Here is a 19,059-nt window from a genome sequence, read left to right as displayed (position 1 = left end):
CAGCATTCGGCCACCGTAGCCCCACCGCGCCATCACCCCGCCCCGATGAGGCAGGCTTGTCCCCGTGTCTGAACCCGCATCGCACGACGCCCACCCGCACTCCGCGACCCTCCGCCGGCTGGAGAAGTCCTCCGGCAAGCTCGCGGCCCATGCCATCGCCCGCATGGACGAGACGCTGCCGTGGTACCGGGCGATGCCGCCGGAGAACCGGTCGTGGATCGGTCTGGTGGCGCAGGCGGGCATCGCGGCCTTCACGGAGTGGTTCCGGCATCCCGAGACGCCGCAGGCGATCTCCACGGACGTCTTCGGCACGGCGCCGCGCGAGCTGACCCGGGCGATCACGCTGCGGCAGACCGTGGAGATGGTGCGCACCACGATCGAGGTCATGGAGACCGCGATCGACGACGTCGCCGCTCCGGGTGACGAGTCGGTGCTGCGCGAGGCGCTGCTGGTGTACGCGCGGGAGATCGCCTTCGCGACGGCGCAGGTGTACGCGCAGGCGGCGGAGGCGCGCGGCGCGTGGGACGCGCGGCTGGAGTCGCTGGTGGTCAACGCGGTGCTGTCCGGCGAGGCGGATGAGGGCGCGGTGTCCCGGGCCGCGGCGCTGGGCTGGAACTCCCCCGAGCACGTGGCCGTTGTGCTGGGTACGGCGCCGGACGGGGACAGCGAGCTGACGGTGGAGGCGATCCGGCGGGCGGCGCGGCACGCGAAGCTGCAGGTGCTGACGGGCGTGCTGGGGCAGCGGCTGGTGGTGATCGCGGGTGGTTCGGACGAGCCGCTGAAGGCGGCGAAGGCGCTGATCGGGCCGTTCGCCGCGGGTCCGGTGGTGGCGGGCCCGGTGGTCTCGGACCTGCTGGCGGCGACACGGTCCGCGCAGGCCGCCGCGGCGGGCCTGAAGGCGTGTGCGGCCTGGCCGGACGCGCCGCGGCCGGTGCTGGCCGACGACCTGCTACCGGAGCGCGCGATGGCCGGGGACCCGGCGGCGCGTGACCAGCTGGTGGAGGAGATCTACAGACCGCTGGAGGAGGCGGGCAGCGCCCTTCTGGAGACGCTGAGCGTCTATCTGGAGCAGGCGAGCAGCCTGGAGGGGGCGGCGCGGATGCTCTTCGTGCATCCCAACACCGTCCGCTACCGGCTGCGACGTGTGACGGACGTCACCGGATGGTCGCCCTCCGACGTCCGCTCGGCGTTCACCTTGCGTATCGCCCTCATCCTGGGGCGCCTGGCAGACGGTGAGGCGCAGCCCTAAGCTTTTGTCGGACACCAACAATTACCCCGATGGTTCTTCGTCCCTGTCCCCACGGGCGGGCGGGACCTCCCACAAGAGAGAGTGTGAGGGTGCTCGTACTCGTCGCTCCCGGCCAAGGCGCTCAGACGCCCGGCTTCCTGACCCCCTGGCTCGACCTTCCCGGTGTCGAGGACCGGCTCCGTGCCTGGTCCGACGCCATCGGCCTGGACCTGGTCCACTACGGCACGCAGGCGGACGCGGAGGAGATCCGCGACACCGCCGTCGCCCAGCCGCTGCTGGTCGCGTCCGCGCTGATCTCCGCGCGGCAGCTGTTCACGTCGCCGGCGGACCTCACAGCCCGCGTCGGCGCCGCCGCCGGCCACAGCGTCGGTGAGCTCGCCGCCGCCGCGCTGACCGGCGTGCTGTCGGACGAGGCCGCGCTGGCTCTCGTGCGCAAGCGCGGTCTGGCCATGGCCGAGGCCGCGGCCGTCACCGAGACCGGCATGTCGGCCCTGTTGGGCGGCGAGCAGGACGTCGTGCTGCCGCACCTGGAGAAGCTGGGCCTGACCCCCGCGAACGTGAACGGCGCGGGCCAGATCGTGGCCGCCGGCACCGCCGAGCAGCTGGCCGCGCTGGCCGAGGACAAGCCGGAGGGCACCCGGCGGGTCGTCCCGCTGAAGGTGGCCGGCGCGTTCCACACGGTCCACATGGCCCCGGCCGTCTCGGCCCTGGAGGCCGCGGTGGCGGAGCTGTCCGCCGCCGACCCGCACACCCGGTACGTCTCGAACAAGGACGGCGCGGCCGTCGCCTCGGGCCAGGAGGTCGTGCAGCGGCTGGTGGGCCAGGTGGCCAACCCGGTGCGCTGGGACCTGTGCATGGAGACCTTCAAGGAGCTGGGCGTCACCGCGCTGATCGAGGCGGCCCCCGGCGGGACCCTCGTGGGCCTGGCCAAGCGCGCGCTGCCGGGTGTGAAGACCCTCGCGCTGAAGACGCCGGAGGACCTCGACGCGGCCCGTGAGCTGATCGCCGAGCACGCTTCTCCCGCTGCCGAGAACTCGGCCGGATAAGGAGACCGAAGAGCATGACCTCGAAGATCAAGCCCGCGCAGGGCGCCCCGTACGCGCGCATCATGGGCGTGGGCGGCTACCGCCCGACCCGTGTGGTGCCGAACGAGGAGATCCTCAAGTACATCGACTCCTCCGACGAATGGATCCGGTCGCGCTCGGGCATCGCCACGCGTCACTGGGCGGGCCCGGAGGAGACCGTCGCGGCGATGTCGGTGGAGGCGTCGGGCAAGGCGATCGCCGACGCGGGCATCACGCCGGAGCAGATCGGCGGCGTGATCGTCTCGACGGTCTCGCACTTCAAGCAGACCCCGGCCGTGGCCACGGAGATCGCGCACCGTATCGGCGCCGGCAAGCCGGCCGCGTTCGACATCTCCGCCGGCTGCGCGGGCTTCGGGTACGGCCTGACCCTGGCCAAGGGCATGGTCACCGAGGGTTCGGCCGAATACGTGCTGGTCATCGGCGTGGAGCGGCTGTCGGACCTGACCGACCTGGAGGACCGCGCGACGGCGTTCCTCTTCGGTGACGGCGCGGGCGCCGTGGTCGTGGGCCCGGCGCAGGAGCCGGCGATCGGCCCGACGATCTGGGGCTCGGAGGGCGACAAGTCCGAGACGATCAAGCAGACCCTGGGCTGGGACGTCTACCGCCGCACCCCGGTGCCCGGCGGCGACGGCCCCGGCGACCAGCTGGCCCTGGAGGAGATCCGCTACCCGGCGATCACCCAGGAGGGCCAGGCGGTCTTCCGCTGGGCGGTCTTCGAGATGGCCAAGGTCGCCCAGGAAGCCCTGGACGTGGCCGGCGTCGCCCCGGAGGACCTGGACGTCTTCATCCCGCACCAGGCCAACATGCGGATCATCGACTCGATGGTGAAGACGCTCAAGCTGCCCGAGTCGGTCACGGTCGCCCGTGACGTGGAGACCACCGGCAACACCTCGGCCGCCTCGATTCCGCTCGCGATGGAGCGGCTGCTGGCGACCGGTCAGGCCAAGAGCGGCGACACCGCGCTCGTCATCGGGTTCGGGGCGGGTCTCGTGTACGCCGCCACGGTCGTTACTCTCCCCTAGGCAAGATCTACGCAGCGCCGACGTCCCCGGACGTTCCGACCGCTGTACGGAACTTCACCGCAAAGCAACAGTTTCACTCGAAAAACACCGAAGGAGCGCCATCATGGCCGCCACTCAGGACGAGATCGTCAAGGGTCTCGCGGAGATCGTCAACGAAATCGCCGGCATCCCCGTTGAGGACGTCCAGCTGGACAAGTCCTTCACCGACGACCTGGACGTCGACTCGCTGTCCATGGTCGAGGTCGTCGTCGCCGCCGAGGAGCGCTTCGACGTCAAGATCCCCGACGACGACGTCAAGAACCTCAAGACGGTCGGCGACGCCACCAAGTACATCCTCGAGCACCAGGGCTGACCCAGCCCCGCATGTCGCCACCCCGCGGTGGCGCCGTCGATTCTCGACCCCTCTACCTGTGGAGACAAGAATTTCCGTGAACGCGACCAATCGCACCGTGGTCGTCACCGGTATCGGCGCAACCACACCGCTGGGTGGCGACACCGCTTCGACCTGGGAAGGTCTGCTGGCGGGCCGTTCCGGCGTGCGGCCCCTGGAAGACGAACGCTTCGCCGACCTGCCCGTCCGGATGGCCGCCACCGCGGCCGTCGACCCGGGCGAGGTCCTCCCCCGTCCCGTCGCCCGCAAGCTGGACCGCTCGGCGCAGTTCGCGCTGATCGCCGCGCGCGAGGCGTGGGCCGACGCCGGTTTCACCGGCCCGGCCGGTGAGGACACCACCGACGACGGTTCGGCCGTCATCGCGCCCGAGCGCCTGGGTACCGTGATCGCCTCCGGCATCGGCGGCGTGACCACCCTGCTCGACCAGTACGACGTGCTGAAGGACAAGGGCGTACGCCGCGTGTCCCCGCACACCGTGCCCATGCTCATGCCCAACAGCCCGTCCGCCAACGTCGGCCTGGAGGTCGGCGCGCAGGCCGGCGTGCACACCCCGGTGAGCGCCTGCGCCTCCGGCGCCGAGGCCATCGGGTACGCCATCGAGATGATCCGCACCGGCCGTGCCGACGTGGTCGTCGCGGGCGGCACGGAGGCGGCGATCCACCCGCTGCCCCTCGTCGCCTTCGCCAACATGATGGCGATGTCGAAGAACAACGACGAGCCGACCAAGGCGTCCCGCCCGTACGACACCGCCCGGGACGGCTTCGTCCTCGGTGAGGGTGCCGGCGTGGTGATCCTGGAGTCGGCCGAGCACGCCGCGAAGCGCGGCGCCAAGGTGTACTGCGAGGCGCTGGGCCAGGGCCTGTCCGCCGACAGCCACCACATCGCGCAGCCCGAGCCGACCGGCCGGGGCATCGCGGCGGCCGTCCAGAACCTGCTGGACGACACCGACCTCAAGCCGGCCGAGCTGGTGCACCTCAACGCACACGCCACGTCGACGCCGCTGGGCGACATCGCCGAGATCAAGGCGCTGCGCCGGGTGCTGGGCGACGAGGTCGACCACATCGCGATCTCCGCGACGAAGTCGATGACCGGTCACCTGCTGGGCGGCGCGGGCGGCATCGAGACGGTCGCGACGGTCCTCGCGCTGTACCACCGCCAGGCCCCGCCGACCATCAACGTCGACAACCTCGACGAGGAGATCGACGCGGACATCGTGCGCGGCGAGCCGCGGAAGCTGCCGGAGGGCAGCGTGGCGGCGATCAACAACTCGTTCGGCTTCGGCGGCCACAACGTGGTCCTGGCCTTCCGTACGGTCTGAAGCACGCGTCGTACGTGATGTCGTACGTGATGAGGCCCGCCCCGGGTGATCCGGGGCGGGCCTCATCGTGTGCTGCGCCGGGAACGTCCTACTTCTCGTCGAAGCTCGCGAAGTACGACGCGGCCATGTCCTCGTCGCCGTGGCCCTGTTCCGTGGCGCGGCGGAAGCGCTCCGCGCCCGCGGCCTGGACGTCCAGCCGGACGCCGGCCGCCTTGCCGGCCTCGACGATGAGCCGGGCGTCCTTCTCGGCCGTGCGGGTCTGGAAGCTGGGCGCGAGGTCGCCGTCCACCAGTGCCTGGGTCTTGGCGCGCAGGTAGCCCATGTCCAGCGGGCCGCCGGCGACGGCGTCCAAGAACTCCTGCGGGGCGACGCCGAGCCCCTTGGCGAGGGCCATCGCCTCGGCCGCGCCGTGGGTGACGGTGAGCACCCAGCTGTTGATGACGAGCTTCAGGCGGGTGGCGGCGCCCTCGTCACCGTTCTCGCCGACCCAGACCGTACGGCTGCCGACCGCTTCGAAGACCGGCGCGAGCAGCTCCCGTGCGGCGCCCGGCCCGGCCGCGAGGACGACCAGCTGCCCGGCCTCGGCGGGCGCCTTGGTGCCCAGCATGGGTGCGTCGACGAAGACCAGGCCGTGCTCCTGGGCGAACCGCGCGAGCTCGCCGAGGGCTTCGATGCCGGCGGTGGTGCTCTGCGCCCAGACCGTGCCGGGGCTCAGCGCCGTACCGGCGGCGCGCAGCGTCTCCAGCGCCGCCGGGCCGTCGTGCAGCATCGTCAGGACGACGTCGGTGCCGTCCACGGCCTCGGCGGGGGTGTCGGTGACGCGTGCGCCGTCCTCGGCGAGCGGTTCGGCCTTGGCGCGGGTGCGGTTCCACACCCGGACGTCCAGGCCGGCCCGCGCGAGGTTGCGGGCCATCGCCGCGCCCATGATTCCGGTGCCCAGCACTGCCACTGAGGTGTTGTCAGCCATAGGGGCACGCTAGGCGTTCGAGCGCACTCGAAGACAACGACGCGCGGCCCGTCCGGGGCGGCGGTCAGACGACCTGGTGCAGCCAGCGGACCGGCGCGCCCTCACCCGCGTACCGGAAGGGCTCCAACTCGTCGTCCCAAGGCTTGCCGAGGAGCTTGGCGACCTCGGCCTCCAGGTCGGTCTCGCCGCGCGCCGAGCGGGCCAGTGCGGCCCGCAGCCGGTCCTCGGGGATCAGGATGTCGCCGTGGATTCCCGTGACGGCGTGGAAGATGCCCAGGTCGGGGGTGGAGCTGTAGCGCTCACCCTCAGCGGCCGCGCACGGCTCGGCGGTCACCTCGAAGCGCAGGAGGTGCCAGCCGCGCAGCGCGGAGGCGAGTTTGGAGGCCGTGCCGGACTCGCCCTGCCAGGAGAACTCGGCGCGCCAGGTGCCGGGTGAGGCGGGCTGGCGGATCCAGTCGAGATTGACGCGCACGCCGAGGACGCCCGCGACGGCCCATTCGACGTGCGGGCACAGCGCGCGCGGAGCGGAGTGGACGTACAGAACTCCACGTGTCGTCACCGGGACCTCCAGTACGGTTCGAGGTTCGCCTTCCCCAGCGGCCTCGTGCCCGTTCCGGTCGCGGCCGGGACAGCTGCTGACATTCTGCCCCAATGATCACTTCGGCACCAGCACGCAAGGTTACCTACAGTAAACACCATGGGGCTCAATTCGCCACAAAAGGGACAGGAAATGACGTGTTGTAATTTGTTCGTACGGAGTGCGCTACTCCTTCGTGTCGCCGCCCGACGGCCACGGGGCAAAGCTACCGCGCTGTGACCGCAGAGGAGTGACGTACCGTCGCTCACGGAAGAGATATCACTCGCACGTCGGACGGGGACAGGGGATGGCAAAGATCGACCGGGCCGCCGGACGCCCCCGCCGGCGGCCGGTAACGCTGCCCGCGGCGCTCGCGGCCGCGCTGCTCCTCACCGTCCCGGCCTGCGGTTCCGGGGCCGGCGGCGACAACTCCCCGAGCGCGCACGGGCGCACGGAATCGGCCCGTCCGCACCCGTCCCCCACACCGGTTTGGGACACCCGTCCGGACTCCGTGGCCGCGCTCGGTGACTCGATAACGGCAGGCTTCGACGCCTGCGGACTGCTCGCCGACTGCACCGCCGCCTCATGGGCCACAGGCACCGACCCCGCGGTGCACAGCCTGGCGAGCCGCCTGGTCGCGAACCCGTCCGGACACACCTGGAACTTTGCGCGCACCGGAGCGCTCATGGTCGATCTGCCGCGCCAGATCGACCGAGCGATTCCGCACAAACCCGAACTTGTCACGATCCTGGTCGGAGCCAACGACGCCTGCCGCAACAACGCCTCCGCCATGACGTCGACGGCCGATTTCCGCGCCGGTTTCCGGACGTCCCTTCAGAAGCTGCGCAAGGCGCTCCCCACGACGCAGGTCTACGTCGCCGCGGTACCCGATCTGCTGCGCCTCTGGTCACAGGGCCGGCAGAACCCGGTGGGCAAGCAGGTGTGGCAGCTCGGCATCTGCCAGTCGATGCTGCGCGACGCCGACGACCTCTCGTCCACCGCGAACAACCGAAGAGCCGAGGTACGGGACCAGGTGGTGGCGTACAACGAGGCGCTGCGCGAGGTGTGCGAGACCGACCGCCGCTGCCGGTTCGACCAGGCGGTCTTCGACTACCGCTTCACCGGTCGGGAGTTGAGCGAATGGGACTGGTTCCACCCCAGCAAACGCGGTCAGCGGGAACTGGCCGAGATGGCCTACCGCACCGTCACCCGCGCCGAGGGCCGGAGCTGACCCGGCGTTCCGGCCACCGCGTGCGGGCATAGGGTCATGACATGAGCGCGACGCACGTCGCCGAAGAGCCCTTCGGCACCTTGAAAAACGGCAGTATCGTCCACCGCTGGACACTCGAAGCCGGCGCAGTCCGGGTACGGATCCTGACGTACGGCGGGATCGTGCAGAGCATCGAGACACCGGACCGGCACGGCGAGCGGGGCGAGATCGCCCTCGGCTTCCCGGACGCCGCCGGGTACGAGGCGCACGGCGAGTCCTACTTCGGTGCGCTGGTCGGGCGGTACGCGAACCGCATCGGGGGCGCCGCCTTCACCCTCGGAGGGAAGCGGTACTCGCTGCCCGCCAACGACGGTCCGAACTGCCTGCACGGCGGGGTCGCGAACTTCTCCACGGCCCTGTGGGAGGCCGCGCCGTACCCGGGCGGGGTGGAGCTGCGGCGGATCGCTCCGGACGGCGAGGAGGGCTTCCCAGGGGCGCTGGACGTCCGCGTCCGGTACACCCTGTCCGAGGCCGGCGAGCTCACCTGCGACTACCGCGCCACCACGGACGCGCCGACCGTCGTCAACCTCACCAACCACACGTACTTCGACCTCAGCGGTGACGGCAGCGGCGGCGCGGCGACCCACCGCCTCCGGATGGCCGCCGATCACTACCTCCCGGTGGACCCGACGGGCATCCCCGCCGGCCCGCCGGCCCCGGTCACCGGCACCCGCTTCGACTTCCGGGCCCGCCGGACCGTCGGCCGCGGCTACGACCACACGTTCGTGGTGGGGGACGGCGCCGGGACGATCGGTGCGCCCTCCGAGGCGGCGCCCGAGCCGCGTCCGGTGGCCGAGCTGAGCGACCCCTCCTCGGGGCGCGTCGTACGGCTGGCCACGACGGAGCCGGGCATCCAGCTCTACACCGCCGAGCACCTGGACGGTACGTACGCGGGCACCACCGGCCGCCCCTACGAGGCGGGCGCCGGCCTGGCCCTGGAGACGCAGCACTTCCCCGACTCGCCCAACCGGCCCGACTTCCCGAGCACGGTGCTGCGCCCCGGGCAGGTCTTCCGGTCGCGGACGGTGTACGCCTTCGGGACGGAACAGACGCTCGGCACGGAATAGGCGTACGGGACGGACCACGCCTTCGGGGCGGCCGTCGGTCGCCCCCTACCGGCATACGGGCCGGGCGGCTTTACTCGCCCCATGAGACGCATACGTACCAGGCTGCTCGCCCTCGGGGCCGCGCTGACCACCGCACTCCCCCTGGCCCTGACCGCACCCGCGGCCGCCCTCGACCGGGCCCCGGGCGCCGGCCCGTCACCGGTCGCCGTCGAAGAACAGCGGCTCGCCCTGGAGGCGCCGCGGGAGATCCTGCGGCGCAGCGGGTTCGACGACGCCGGGCCGGAGTTCGCCCGAGGGCTGGCGGGGACGCGGTCCTACGGGGCGGCGCGGCGGTACGTCGCGCGGGCCGGGCAAGCGTTGTGGCAGCGGGCCGTGGACCGGGTCCAGGGGCGCGGCCCGGCGGGCGGCGACCTCAGCCGGGACGACGACCGGCCGCTGTACTGGGCGCGGCTGGAGATGACGCGTGCGCTGCGCGAGTGGCAGCCGTCCTTCGGGCTCTCCGACGCGCGGCGCGCGGCACTGTCGGGGGCGTTGGAACGCGCCTCCCGTGGTGAGGACTCGATCGACCTCCCGGCGGGCCGGCGGGCCACGCGCGTCCTGGTGACGGGCTTCGACCCGTTCCAGCTGGACGACGATCCGCGGCGCAGCAACCCCTCGGGCGCCGCGGCGCTGGCGCTGGACGGGACGACGGTGCGCACGGCTTCGGGGCGGACCGTGCGGATCGAGACGGCACTCTTCCCGGTCCGCTGGTCGGACTTCGCCGCGGGCACGGTGGAGCACACCCTGCTGCCGCACTTCCGGCCGGGACCGCGCCAGGTGGATCTCTTCACCACGATCAGCCAGGGCCGCCCCGGCCGCTTCGACGTGGAGCGCACCAACGGTGCCTGGCGGGGCGGCTACCCGGACAACGCCCGGGAGTCGCGCACGGAGACGGTGCCGATCCCGCGCGGCGTGCCCACGGTCCACCCGCAGCCCCAGTGGACGCGTACGACGCTGCCGTACGCGGCGCTCGCGGGCAGCGCGACCGGGCCGTACCCGGTGGTCGACAATACGGAGGTCACCGAGATCCCGGCGGGCGGCACCGCGCCGGTGAAGCGCCCGGACGGCCCGACGCCGGGGTCCACGGCCCGCGCGGGCGGCGGTGGTGACTACCTCTCCAACGAGATCGCCTACCGGGCGACGCTGCTGCGGGACGCGGTGGCCCCGTCCCTGCCCGGCGGCCACCTGCACACCCCGGTGCTGGAGTTCGGTTCCGGGAACACCGACCCGGCGACCGGCGAGGTCACCGATCCGACCTTCGTCCGCAACCGGGTGGCCATCGTCGACCAGGTGCGTGAGCTGGTGCGGAAGGCCGCGTCGTGCCGGTTGTCGGTGGGCGGCTGCATGATGGGTAAATGATCGTCGCAGCAGCGCAGTTCGCCCCCGTCCCGCTGGACCCCGCCGCCAACGCCGCGCGGATGGCCGCCCTGGTCACCGAGGCCGCGGACCGCGGCGCCCGGCTCGTCGCCTTCGCCGAACTGGCCCTGACGGGCTATGAGCTGGACGGCATCGCCGCGGCGCCGGAGCGGTACGCGTACGCCGCCGACGACCCGGTCCTCGCGCCGGTCAGGGCCGCCTGCCGGGCGACGGGCACGGCCGCGGTGGTCAACTGCCCGGCGCCCGCAGCGGACGGCGGCACGGCCCTGACGTCGTACGTCTTCGGCCCGGACGGCGCGCTGCTGACCCGCTACGACAAGCGGCATCTGCACGGCCCGGAGAAGGCGGTCTTCACGCCGGGCCGCGCGGACGGCCGGTGCACGCTCGGCGGCCTCCGCATCGCCCTGGCCACGTGCTACGACACCGCGCATCCGGAGGTGTGGGAGCGGGCCGCCGCGGACGGCTGCGGGGTGCTGGTGGCGAGCGCGTTCCACGACTCGGCGGAGCGGACCGAGGGCTACGAGGCGGCCGCCCGGGAGCACGACCTGCATGTGGTACTGGCCAACTACCTCGGCCCGGGCAGCCCGGGCACCGGCTGCGGGCTCAGCGGCGCGTGGTCCCCGGCCGCAGGCCGCATCGCCGACGCGGGCGCCGGGGCCGGGCTGGCCCTCGCCGACCTGCGGGAGCGGATCACGCTGATGTCGGACCCGGCGGTGGCTGCGGTGCCGGTCGTGGAGTGCGGTGAGCCGCTGGTCGACGTGCGGACGGCGGCGCCGGAGCTGCTCGTCGCGGCGGACCGGGGGGACCCGGCGGGCGCCTTCGCGCACCTGCGGGAGGGCGTGGTGGAGCGGCTGCTGCGGGCCCAGGAGTCGCTGCCCGGCGGCCTGCGGCTGCGGGTGGCGGAGGGGTACCGCCCGCTGGCCCTGCAGCGGCGCTACTTCGAGGAGTACGCCGACGAGCTGCGGGCCGCGCATCCGGAGTGGCCGCCCGCGCGCCTCCGGGACGCGGCGAGCCGGTACGTCTCCCCGCCGGAGATCGCCCCGCACAGCGCGGGCGGTGCGGTGGACGTGCTGCTGACCACGGCCGACGGCACAGAGCTGGACATGGGGACGCGGCTGAACGCCGATCCGGAGGAGAGCGGCGGCGCGTGCTACACCCACGCGCCCGGGCTGCGCCCGGAGGCCCGTACGCACCGCCGGATACTGTGCGCCGCGCTCTCCGGCGCGGGCCTGGTCAACTACCCCACGGAGTGGTGGCACTGGTCGTACGGCGACCGGTACTGGGCAGTGATGACCGGTGCGGAGCACTGCCTGTACGGCCCGAAGGAGCTGAGCACATGACACGGGACACCACGCCGCTGCTGATCGGTGACGAGGAGGTGCGGGCGCGGCTGGACGCGGGGACGGCGGTGGCGGCGGTGCGCCGCGCGCTCCTCGCCCACCACCGGAAGGAGCTGTCGGCGCCGGCCCGGCTGGCGGCGCCGGTGGGCGACCGCGACCTGGTGTTCACCGCGGGCGCCGATGCCGGCGGTGCCCGGCACGGCTTCCGCGCGTACGACACCCGCGGCGGCGAGCAGTTGGTCGCCGTGTGGGACAGCGCCCGGGGCGCGCTGCTCGCTGTCGTGCACGGCCAGGAGCTGGGCCCGCGGCGTACGGGCGCGATCGGCGCGGTGGCGGTGGACGCGCTGGCCCGGCCCGAAGCGGCCCGGCTGGGGGTGATCGGCGCGGGCACCCAGGCGTATGCGCAGCTGTGGGCGCTCGCGCAGGTACGGAAGCCGGCCGAGGTGACCGTCTTCGCCCGCCGTTCGGACCGGCTGGCGGCGTTCGTGGCCCGGGTCCGCGCGGAGCTGGGGCTCGCCGCGGTGGCGGCCCCGACGGCCGAGGCGGCGGTGCGCGGCCAGGACGTCGTGATCACCGCGACCACCAGCCGCTCCCCCGTACTGGAGGCCGACTGGATCGCGCCCGGCACGCACATATCCACCCTGGGCACCAAGCTGCGTACCGGCTCGGAGATCCCGCCGGAGCTGATCGCGCGCGCCGACGTGATCGTCACGGACTCCCGGGCGCAGACCGCCGCGTACGGCCCCGAGCATCTCGTCGACCCGGCCGCCGCGGTCGAGCTGGGTGCCGTGCTGGCGGGCGAGGCGCCGGGCCGCGCCTCCGCCGGCCAACTCACCCTGTTCTCGTCGGTGGGGCTGGCCGGTACGGAGGTCGCGGTGGCGGCGGAGCTGGTGCCCCGGGCGTAGCGAGCGCTCCGGGGACGGCGGGCGCCCGGCGGCCCGGGGGCCGCCTCAGGCGCCGGGGAGTTCGTCCGGCGTCGGGTAGGAGGGCTGCGCTCCGGGCTTGGTGACGGCGGCGGCGCCGACGCGCACGGCGTAGCGCGCGGCCGCCGCCAGGGACTCGCCGCGGGCGAGGCGGGTGGCGAGGGCGCCGGTGAAGGCGTCGCCCGCACCCGTGGTGTCCACGGCCGTCACCCGCACGCCCGGTACGGCCGCTTCGCCGGCCGCGTCGAGGACGTACGCGCCGTCGCCGCCGAGGGTGACGACGACCGAGCGGGCGCCGAGTGCGCGCAGCGCGCGGGCCCAGTCGGCCGGTCCGCCGTCCGCCGCGCCGGAGATCCGGCGTGCCTCGTGCTCGTTGACCACCAGCGGGTCGGCGGCGGCGAGCAGCGCCGGGGCCAGACTCTCGGGCGCCGGGGAGGGGTTGAGGACGACGCGGGTACCGGCCTCGCGCGCCGCGGCGGCCGTGGCCTCCACGGTCTCCATCGGGATCTCCAGCTGGAGGGAGACCACCGCGGCGCCCGCGATCACCTTGTGTGCCGCGGCGATGTCCTGCGGGCTGAGCGCCGCGTTGGCCCCGAGCGAGACCACGATGCTGTTGTCGCCGTCGTCGCCGACGATGATCATCGCGGTGCCGGTGCGGGCTCCGGGGTCGGTGATGACGTGCGTGACGTCCGTGCCGGCCGCGCGCTGGGCGTTGAGCAGCAGCTCGCCGTAGGCGTCCCCGCCGACCCGCGCCAGCAGGGCGATCCGGCCGCCGAGCCGGGCCGCGGCGGCGGCCTGGTTGGCGCCCTTGCCGCCCGCCGACTCGACCAGGTCGGTACCGAGCACGGTCTCGCCCGCGTCCGGCCGCCGCTCCACCCGGACCGTCAGGTCGGCGTTGGCCGAGCCCACCACCAGCACGTCGTAGTCGTAGTCGTCGTTGTGTGCGTCCACGTCCGCCGTTTCCATTCTTCGTTCACTGCCGGGCGGCGGTGTGCCGCCGCCCGATGTCCTGCTGCGGCGCCGTGGCCATCCGTCCACCGCGCCGCGTTCTGCCGCGTCAGCTGCCGGTCATCCGCCGAACCGCGCCGCGTTCTTCTCCGTCACCAGCACCACCGGCACCTTGACCGCCTTCGGCAGCGGCTGGTGCCGGGCGGCCTTGAGCGCCCAGTCCACGGCCTGCTTGCCGAGCAGCTCGGGTTGTTGTGCGACGACCGCCGTCAGGGTCCCATTCCGTACCGCGTCGATGCCTTCCGGCGTGCCGTCGAAGCCGACGACCTTGACGTCCTTGCCCGACTTCGCGCCGAGTGCCTTCGAGGCGCCGAGCGCCATCTCGTCGTTGGCGGCGAAGATCCCGCCGAGGTCGCGGTGGGACTGGAGCATGTTGGTCGTCACGTCCATCGCCTTGGCGCGGTCGAAGTCGGCGGGCTGCCGGGCGACGACCTCGATGCCGGGGTACTTCTTGATGCCCTCCTCGAAGCCCTGGCCGCGCTCGCGCGCCGCCGAGGTGCCCGCCTGGCCTTCGAGGAACGCCACCTTGCCCTTGCCGCCGAGCGATTCGGCGAGCGTCTTCGCGGCGAGCCGGCCGCCCGCGACGTTGTCGGAGGCGATGGTCGAGCCGACCTTGCCGCCGTTGACGCCGCGGTCGAAGGCGATGACGGGGACGTTCGCGCGGTTGGCGACGCCGACGGCCGGCACGGCGGCGTCGGAGTCGACCGGGTTGATGATCGCGGCCTTGACGTCCTGACTGGTGAACGTCTCCATCTGGTTGATCTGCTGGGTGGGGTCGTTCTGCGCATCGGTGATGTTGATCTTCACGCCGCGCCGGTCGGCCTCGGCCTGCGCGCCCGCCTTGATGCCCACGAAGAACGGGTTGTTCATGGTGGACAGGGCCAGGCCCAGGTCCGTGTCCCCGCCCCGGTCGCAGCCACTGAGGGCGACGGCGGCCAGTACGGCGCCCACCACCCCGAGCGCTCCCGTGCACCTGCTCATCCCGAGCCCCCTCCTCGCGTACCCGCTCATCGCGCGCTCCGCCGCCGCAGCGTGTCCAGGAGCACCGCGAGGGCGATGACCAGGCCGGTCGCGACCTGCTGCCAGAACGCCGAGACGCTCAGCAGGTTCAGGCCGTTGCGCAGCACCGCGAGGATCAGCGCGCCGATGAGCGTTCCGGACGCCTTGCCGGAGCCGCCGGAGAGGCTGGCACCGCCGATCACGACGGCCGCGATGGCGTCCAGTTCGTAACCGGTGGCGGCCTGCGGCTGGGCGGAGGTGAGCCGGGCGGCCAGCACGATGCCCGCGACCGCGGCGAACAGCCCGGACAGCGCGTAGATGACCAGCTTCCGGCGCTTGACGTGGATGCCGGAGAGCCGCGCCGCCTCCTCGTTGCCGCCGATGGCGAACATCGCGCGCCCGGTGTACGTACGGGCCAGCACCAGCGCCGCGATCAGTCCCATCACGATCATGACGAGGACGGGTACCGGCAGCCAGCCGCCGAGGGTGTCGCCGAGGTTGCTGACCGAGGCGGGGAACGCGATCGGCGAGCCGCCGGATATCACCAGCGCCAGGCCGCGGCCCACGGAGAGCATCGCGAGCGTGGCGATGAACGCGGGCAGCTTGCCGTACGCCACGAGCGCGCCGGAGAGCAGGCCCGCCGCCGCGCCGACCGCCAGCCCGAGGAGCACGGCGACGACGACCGGCAGGCCCTCGGCGGTGGCCGCCCAGGCGACGACCGTCGCGGACAGGCCGGCGACCGAGCCGACGGACAGGTCGATGCCGGCCGAGACGATCACGAAGGTGACGCCGAACGCCAGGATCGCGGTGACGGACGCCTGCACGCCGACGTTGAGGAGGTTCTGCCCGTTCAGGAAGTCCCCGGACAGCACGGCCATCACCACGACCAGCGCGATCAGGCCGCCCAACGGTCCGTTCCGCAGCACCGCGCGGGAGAACCACGGCCCGAACCCGTCCCGGGCCGGCGCCTCCCCCACCGCCTCGGCGGCCACTCCCGTCTTCACCTCAGCGGACATCGGAGCCCTCCATCGCGCTCTCGTCGTTGGTCGTGGTCCCGGGCGCGGCCTGGAGCGCCAGCTCCATCACCGCGTCCTGGGTGGCCTCGGCGGCCGGCAGCTCGCCGGCCAGCCGGCCCTGGGACATCACCAGCACCCGGTCGCTCATGCCGAGCACCTCCGGCAGATCGCTGGAGATCATCAGCACCGCCCGCCCGGACGCCGTCAGTTCGTTGATCAACTGGTAGATCTCGACCTTCGCGCCGACGTCGATGCCGCGCGTCGGCTCGTCGAGGATCAGCAGACGGGCGTCGGTCAGCAGCCACTTGCCGATGACGATCTTCTGCTGGTTGCCGCCGGAGAGGGTGCGGACGCGCTGGCCCAGACCGCTCATCCGCACCTGCAACCGGCCCGCCACCCGCGCGGCTTCGCGCCGCTGCGCGCCCCGGTCCACCAGGCCGCCGCGGGTGTCGCGGTGCAGCCGGGCGAGGGTGAGGTTGTCCTGCAACGAGGCGTCCAGGAGCAGTCCCTGGCCCTTGCGGTCCTCCGGTACCAGGCCCAGCCCGGCGCGCATGGCCGCGCGTACGTCGCCGCGGGCCAGCTCCGTGCCATCGACCTCCACCGCTCCGGCGTCGTACGCGTCCACCCCGAAGATCGCTCGGGCGACCTCGGTACGGCCCGCGCCCACCAGCCCGGCGATCCCGACGACCTCCCCGGCCCGCACCTCGAAGCCGATGTCCTGGAACACCGGTGCCCCCTTGGGGCCGTGACGGGTCAGCCCGCGCACCCGCAGCAGCGGCGCGCCCGGTTCTTCGGGGCGCTCGCGCGGGTACTGCTCGGCGATGTCCCGCCCCACCATGAGGCGGATCAGCTCGTCCTCGTCGGTACCGGCGGGCACCTCCGCCACGGAGCGGCCGTCGCGCAGCACGGTGACCCGGTCGCCGAGCGCGCCGATCTCCTCCAGGTGGTGGGTGATGAAGATGATGCCGACGCCGGACTCGCGCAGCTCGCGGACGAGCCCGAACAGCGTCTCCACCTCCTCTGAGGTGAGGACGGCAGTGGGCTCATCCATGATCAGTATTCGCGTGTTCAGGCTCAGCGCTTTTGCGATCTCGACCATCTGAAGCCGGGCGATGCCCAGTTCGGCGACGGGCGTGTTCGGGGAGACGTCCAGCCGTACGCGCTCCAGCAGCTCTGCCGCGCCCGCCCGCATGGCCTTCTTGTCGACCAGCCCGAGCGCGGTGCGCGGCTGCCGCCCGAGAAAGATGTTCTCGGCGACGGTCAGCCCCGGGACCAAGTTGAACTCCTGGTGGATGGTGGCGATCCCGAGCCGTTCGGCGTCCTGCGCGGAGCGGATGTGCACCTCGCGCAGGCCCGCGCCACCGTCTTCGGCGTGGCCGCCGTGGTCGGTGGCCTCGGCACGGCCGCCGTGGCCGCCGTGGCCGCCGTGGCCGCCGTCGGCCAGGATGCGGCCGGCGTCGGGCCGGTGGGCGCCGGAGAGCATCTTGATCAGGGTGCTCTTGCCCGCGCCGTTCTCACCGAGCAGTACGTGCACCTCGCCGGCGCGCAGACTCATGTCCACGCCGTCCAACGCCCGCACTCCGGGGAACGACTTCGTCACCCCCTCCACGCGCAGCAGTTCGCGGCCGCCCGGAACGTCGTCTTTGACGCCGGTCATGCGCTGCCCCTCTCGTTGTGGGTGTCATCGGAGGACTTGTCACGAGTGCGGTGGGTACCGCCGGCGGAGGCGGGCTCCTCGGCGACGGAGGCGCCGCCAGGGGCAGACTCCGCGGTGATGAAGGCGCCGCCAGGGGCAGACTCCGCAGCGGCAGGCTCCTCGGCAGCAGGCTCCTCGGCGGCAAGCTCCTCGGTGGTCCGGTGATGAGCTGGCGCATCCGCCCGGTGGCTCGCCGACGCGTCCGTCCGGTGGGGTGCTGGCGCCTCCGCTCGGTGAGGTGCCGGCGCCTTCGCCCGGTGCGGTGCCGGCGCGTCCGTCCCGTGGCTCGCCGGCGCGTCCGCCCGGCGGCGTGCCGGCGCCTTCGCCCGGTGCGGTGCCGGCGCGTCCGGTTCGCCGCAGGAGCGGCGCGGTACGAGGCGGGCGGGCAGCAGGACGGACTCGGCGGGTCGGCCCTCGATCCGGTCCAGCAGGGTGTGGACGGCCGCCCGGCCCAGCTCACGGGTGGGCTGGGCGATGGCGGTCAGCGGCGGGTCGGTGTGCGCGAACCACGGCACGTCGTCGTAGACCACCAACGCCACGTCGTCCGGCACCCGCAGCCCGCGCGCCCGCAGCTCGTCCATCGCGCCGAGCGCCATCAGGTTGTCCGTGGCCAGCACCGCGTCCGGCGGCTCGGGCAGGTCCAGGAAGCCGCGCATGACCCGGCGGCCCCCGGTGTGCTGCAGGTCGGGGGACGAGCCGACCCGCTCGTCGGGCAGCTCGATGCCGTACGGCCGCAGCGCCTCCCGGAAGGACTGCAGCCGGTCGGTGCCGGTACGGGTACCGGCCGGCGCGACGATGATCGCCGGGCGGCGGCGGCCGAGCCCGGCTAGGTGGGCGGCGAGATCGACGAGCGCGCCGCGGCCGTCGGCCCGTACGCACGGCGCGTCGAGCCCGTCCACGGCCCGGTCCAGCAGCACGAGCGGGGTGCCGGCCGCCGCGACCTCGCGCAGGACGGGCGAGCCGGTACCGGCCGAGGAGACCATCAGGCCGTCGATCCGCCGGTCGACGAGCGTACGGATGTGATCGTCCTGCTGCTGCGGGCTCTCGCCGGCGTTGCCGATGACCAGGCTGTAGCCGAGGCTGCGGGCCTCGTCCTCCACCGCGTCGGCCAGCTCGGTGAAGAAGGGATTGGTGAGGTCGCTGATGATCAGACCGAGCGCGCCGGTACGGGCGGTGCGCAGGGCGCGGGCAACGTTGTTGGGCCGGTAGTCGAGCTCGGCCACGGCGGCGAGCACGCGGTCGCGGGTGGCGGCGACCGGCGAGTGGCCGTTGAGCACGCGCGAGACGGTGGCGACGGACACGCCGGCCCGCTCGGCCACGTCCTTGATGTTCGCCATGGCGCCATTGCCCTTCTGCTGTCGCTCCGCGACCGGCCGTATGGAGGGGGCTCAGGTCGCGGTGTAATCGATTACACGTCTTTGCGTGGCGCCTACGTAATCGATTACACAACTCCCCCGTCAAGACTCCGCACACGTAGCCTGCGTCACACCGCCCCCATGCTGCCCACCGAACAGCCGAACGAAAAGACCACCCACCCGGACTCGGACGATCGGAGAGCCGGTGGCGGGCGGAGGCCGATCGCCGGGGTCGGAGGCGGGACCGAGACCGGGAGCGAAGGCGGGACCGAGACCGGGGGCTGGCGGCGGGGGCGGGGCCCTGGTCGGCGTCAGGGGCCAAGTCCGCGGCCGGGGCCGGGACGGGGACCGAGGCCGAGG

Annotated in this window: 14 protein-coding genes and 2 pseudogenes; 10 read left to right on the top strand and 6 right to left on the bottom strand. The window is 73.2% G+C overall.

Going from position 1 to position 19,059, the window contains the following annotated elements; translation table 11 throughout:
* Nucleotides 1-64: 64 nt before the first annotated feature.
* From IF20_RS14465 to IF20_RS14445, 5 genes are all read left to right on the top strand, one after another.
* The gene (locus tag IF20_RS14465) at nucleotides 65-1,249 is read left to right on the top strand and encodes a PucR family transcriptional regulator (protein WP_052865563.1); all 1,185 of its coding nucleotides are present in this window, start codon (nucleotides 65-67) and stop codon (nucleotides 1,247-1,249) included.
* Between the two features lie 89 nt (nucleotides 1,250-1,338).
* Nucleotides 1,339-2,295, top strand: a complete 957-nt coding sequence (locus IF20_RS14460; protein WP_052865562.1) for an ACP S-malonyltransferase — start codon at nucleotides 1,339-1,341, stop codon at nucleotides 2,293-2,295.
* 14 nt (nucleotides 2,296-2,309) lie between these two features.
* On the top strand, nucleotides 2,310-3,356 hold the full coding sequence (locus IF20_RS14455) for a ketoacyl-ACP synthase III (protein ID WP_052865561.1): 1,047 nt from the start codon (nucleotides 2,310-2,312) through the stop codon (nucleotides 3,354-3,356).
* Nucleotides 3,357-3,459: 103 nt separating this feature from the next.
* The gene (locus IF20_RS14450; protein ID WP_030618236.1) at nucleotides 3,460-3,708 is read left to right on the top strand and encodes an acyl carrier protein; all 249 of its coding nucleotides are present in this window, start codon (nucleotides 3,460-3,462) and stop codon (nucleotides 3,706-3,708) included.
* Between the two features lie 76 nt (nucleotides 3,709-3,784).
* Complete coding sequence (locus IF20_RS14445; RefSeq protein ID WP_052865560.1) at nucleotides 3,785-5,065, top strand: beta-ketoacyl-[acyl-carrier-protein] synthase family protein; 1,281 nt, start codon at nucleotides 3,785-3,787, stop codon at nucleotides 5,063-5,065.
* A gap of 88 nt (nucleotides 5,066-5,153) precedes the next feature.
* Here the strand turns inward: IF20_RS14445 and IF20_RS14440 are convergent, their stop codons facing one another.
* Nucleotides 5,154-6,032 (bottom strand): NAD(P)-dependent oxidoreductase, encoded by an 879-nt coding sequence (locus IF20_RS14440; protein ID WP_052865559.1) that lies wholly within the window; start codon nucleotides 6,030-6,032, stop codon nucleotides 5,154-5,156.
* A gap of 64 nt (nucleotides 6,033-6,096) precedes the next feature.
* Nucleotides 6,097-6,591, bottom strand: coding sequence for a DUF3145 domain-containing protein (locus IF20_RS14435; RefSeq protein WP_030618245.1), 495 nt, complete (start codon nucleotides 6,589-6,591; stop codon nucleotides 6,097-6,099).
* Nucleotides 6,592-6,916: 325 nt separating this feature from the next.
* Between IF20_RS14435 and IF20_RS14430 the strand changes: the two genes are divergently transcribed.
* The 5 genes from IF20_RS14430 (at nucleotide 6,917) to IF20_RS14410 (ending at nucleotide 12,607) form a co-directional block, all read left to right on the top strand.
* Nucleotides 6,917-7,840 (top strand): SGNH/GDSL hydrolase family protein, encoded by a 924-nt coding sequence (locus IF20_RS14430; RefSeq protein ID WP_110944166.1) that lies wholly within the window; start codon nucleotides 6,917-6,919, stop codon nucleotides 7,838-7,840.
* 41 nt (nucleotides 7,841-7,881) lie between these two features.
* Entirely contained in the window at nucleotides 7,882-8,946 is a 1,065-nt protein-coding gene (locus IF20_RS14425) for an aldose epimerase family protein (RefSeq protein WP_052865558.1), read from the top strand.
* An 81-nt stretch (nucleotides 8,947-9,027) separates the two neighbouring features.
* Nucleotides 9,028-10,344, top strand: coding sequence for a pyroglutamyl peptidase (locus IF20_RS14420; RefSeq protein WP_052865557.1), 1,317 nt, complete (start codon nucleotides 9,028-9,030; stop codon nucleotides 10,342-10,344).
* Nucleotides 10,341-11,702 (top strand): nitrilase-related carbon-nitrogen hydrolase, encoded by a 1,362-nt coding sequence (locus IF20_RS37755; RefSeq protein WP_110944165.1) that lies wholly within the window; start codon nucleotides 10,341-10,343, stop codon nucleotides 11,700-11,702. Before IF20_RS14420 ends, IF20_RS37755 begins: the two co-directional genes overlap by 4 nt.
* Entirely contained in the window at nucleotides 11,699-12,607 is a 909-nt protein-coding gene (locus tag IF20_RS14410) for an ornithine cyclodeaminase family protein (RefSeq protein ID WP_052865556.1), read from the top strand. The genes IF20_RS37755 and IF20_RS14410 overlap by 4 nt, the downstream gene beginning before the upstream one ends.
* Before the next feature lie 45 nt (nucleotides 12,608-12,652).
* Here the strand turns inward: IF20_RS14410 and IF20_RS14405 are convergent, their stop codons facing one another.
* The 4 genes and pseudogenes from IF20_RS14405 to IF20_RS14385 form a co-directional block, all read right to left on the bottom strand.
* On the bottom strand, nucleotides 12,653-13,591 hold the full coding sequence (locus IF20_RS14405; protein WP_052865555.1) for a ribokinase: 939 nt from the start codon (nucleotides 13,589-13,591) through the stop codon (nucleotides 12,653-12,655).
* Nucleotides 13,592-13,693: 102 nt separating this feature from the next.
* Nucleotides 13,694-15,624, bottom strand: a pseudogene (locus IF20_RS39930) (ABC transporter permease/substrate-binding protein).
* Nucleotides 15,625-15,637: 13 nt separating this feature from the next.
* The gene (locus tag IF20_RS14390) at nucleotides 15,638-17,305 is read right to left on the bottom strand and encodes a sugar ABC transporter ATP-binding protein (protein ID WP_052865552.1); all 1,668 of its coding nucleotides are present in this window, start codon (nucleotides 17,303-17,305) and stop codon (nucleotides 15,638-15,640) included.
* A 380-nt stretch (nucleotides 17,306-17,685) separates the two neighbouring features.
* A pseudogene (locus tag IF20_RS14385) lies at nucleotides 17,686-18,681 on the bottom strand (LacI family DNA-binding transcriptional regulator); the annotation flags it as partial.
* Between the last annotated feature and the right edge of the window lie 378 nt (nucleotides 18,682-19,059).

This window comes from Streptomyces niger, from assembly GCF_000718305.1.
Classification (GTDB): Bacteria; Actinomycetota; Actinomycetes; order Streptomycetales; family Streptomycetaceae; genus Streptomyces; species Streptomyces niger.
Note: the sequence above shows the minus strand (reverse complement) of the source record. Positions and strands in the feature narration are given on the sequence as shown.

Excerpts from the sequence above, each read along its gene's own strand:
- IF20_RS14405 (WP_052865555.1), bottom strand. The coding sequence starts at position 13,591 with ATGGAAACGGCGGACGTGGACGCACACAACGACGACTACGACTACGAC.
- IF20_RS14425 (WP_052865558.1), top strand. The coding sequence starts at position 7,882 with ATGAGCGCGACGCACGTCGCCGAAGAGCCCTTCGGCACCTTGAAAAAC.
- IF20_RS14390 (WP_052865552.1), bottom strand. The coding sequence starts at position 17,305 with ATGACCGGCGTCAAAGACGACGTTCCGGGCGGCCGCGAACTGCTGCGC.
- IF20_RS37755 (WP_110944165.1), top strand. The coding sequence starts at position 10,341 with ATGATCGTCGCAGCAGCGCAGTTCGCCCCCGTCCCGCTGGACCCCGCC.
- IF20_RS14455 (WP_052865561.1), top strand. The coding sequence starts at position 2,310 with ATGACCTCGAAGATCAAGCCCGCGCAGGGCGCCCCGTACGCGCGCATC.
- IF20_RS14440 (WP_052865559.1), bottom strand. The coding sequence starts at position 6,032 with ATGGCTGACAACACCTCAGTGGCAGTGCTGGGCACCGGAATCATGGGC.
- IF20_RS14430 (WP_110944166.1), top strand. The coding sequence starts at position 6,917 with ATGGCAAAGATCGACCGGGCCGCCGGACGCCCCCGCCGGCGGCCGGTA.
- IF20_RS14450 (WP_030618236.1), top strand. The coding sequence starts at position 3,460 with ATGGCCGCCACTCAGGACGAGATCGTCAAGGGTCTCGCGGAGATCGTC.
- IF20_RS14420 (WP_052865557.1), top strand. The coding sequence starts at position 9,028 with ATGAGACGCATACGTACCAGGCTGCTCGCCCTCGGGGCCGCGCTGACC.
- IF20_RS14410 (WP_052865556.1), top strand. The coding sequence starts at position 11,699 with ATGACACGGGACACCACGCCGCTGCTGATCGGTGACGAGGAGGTGCGG.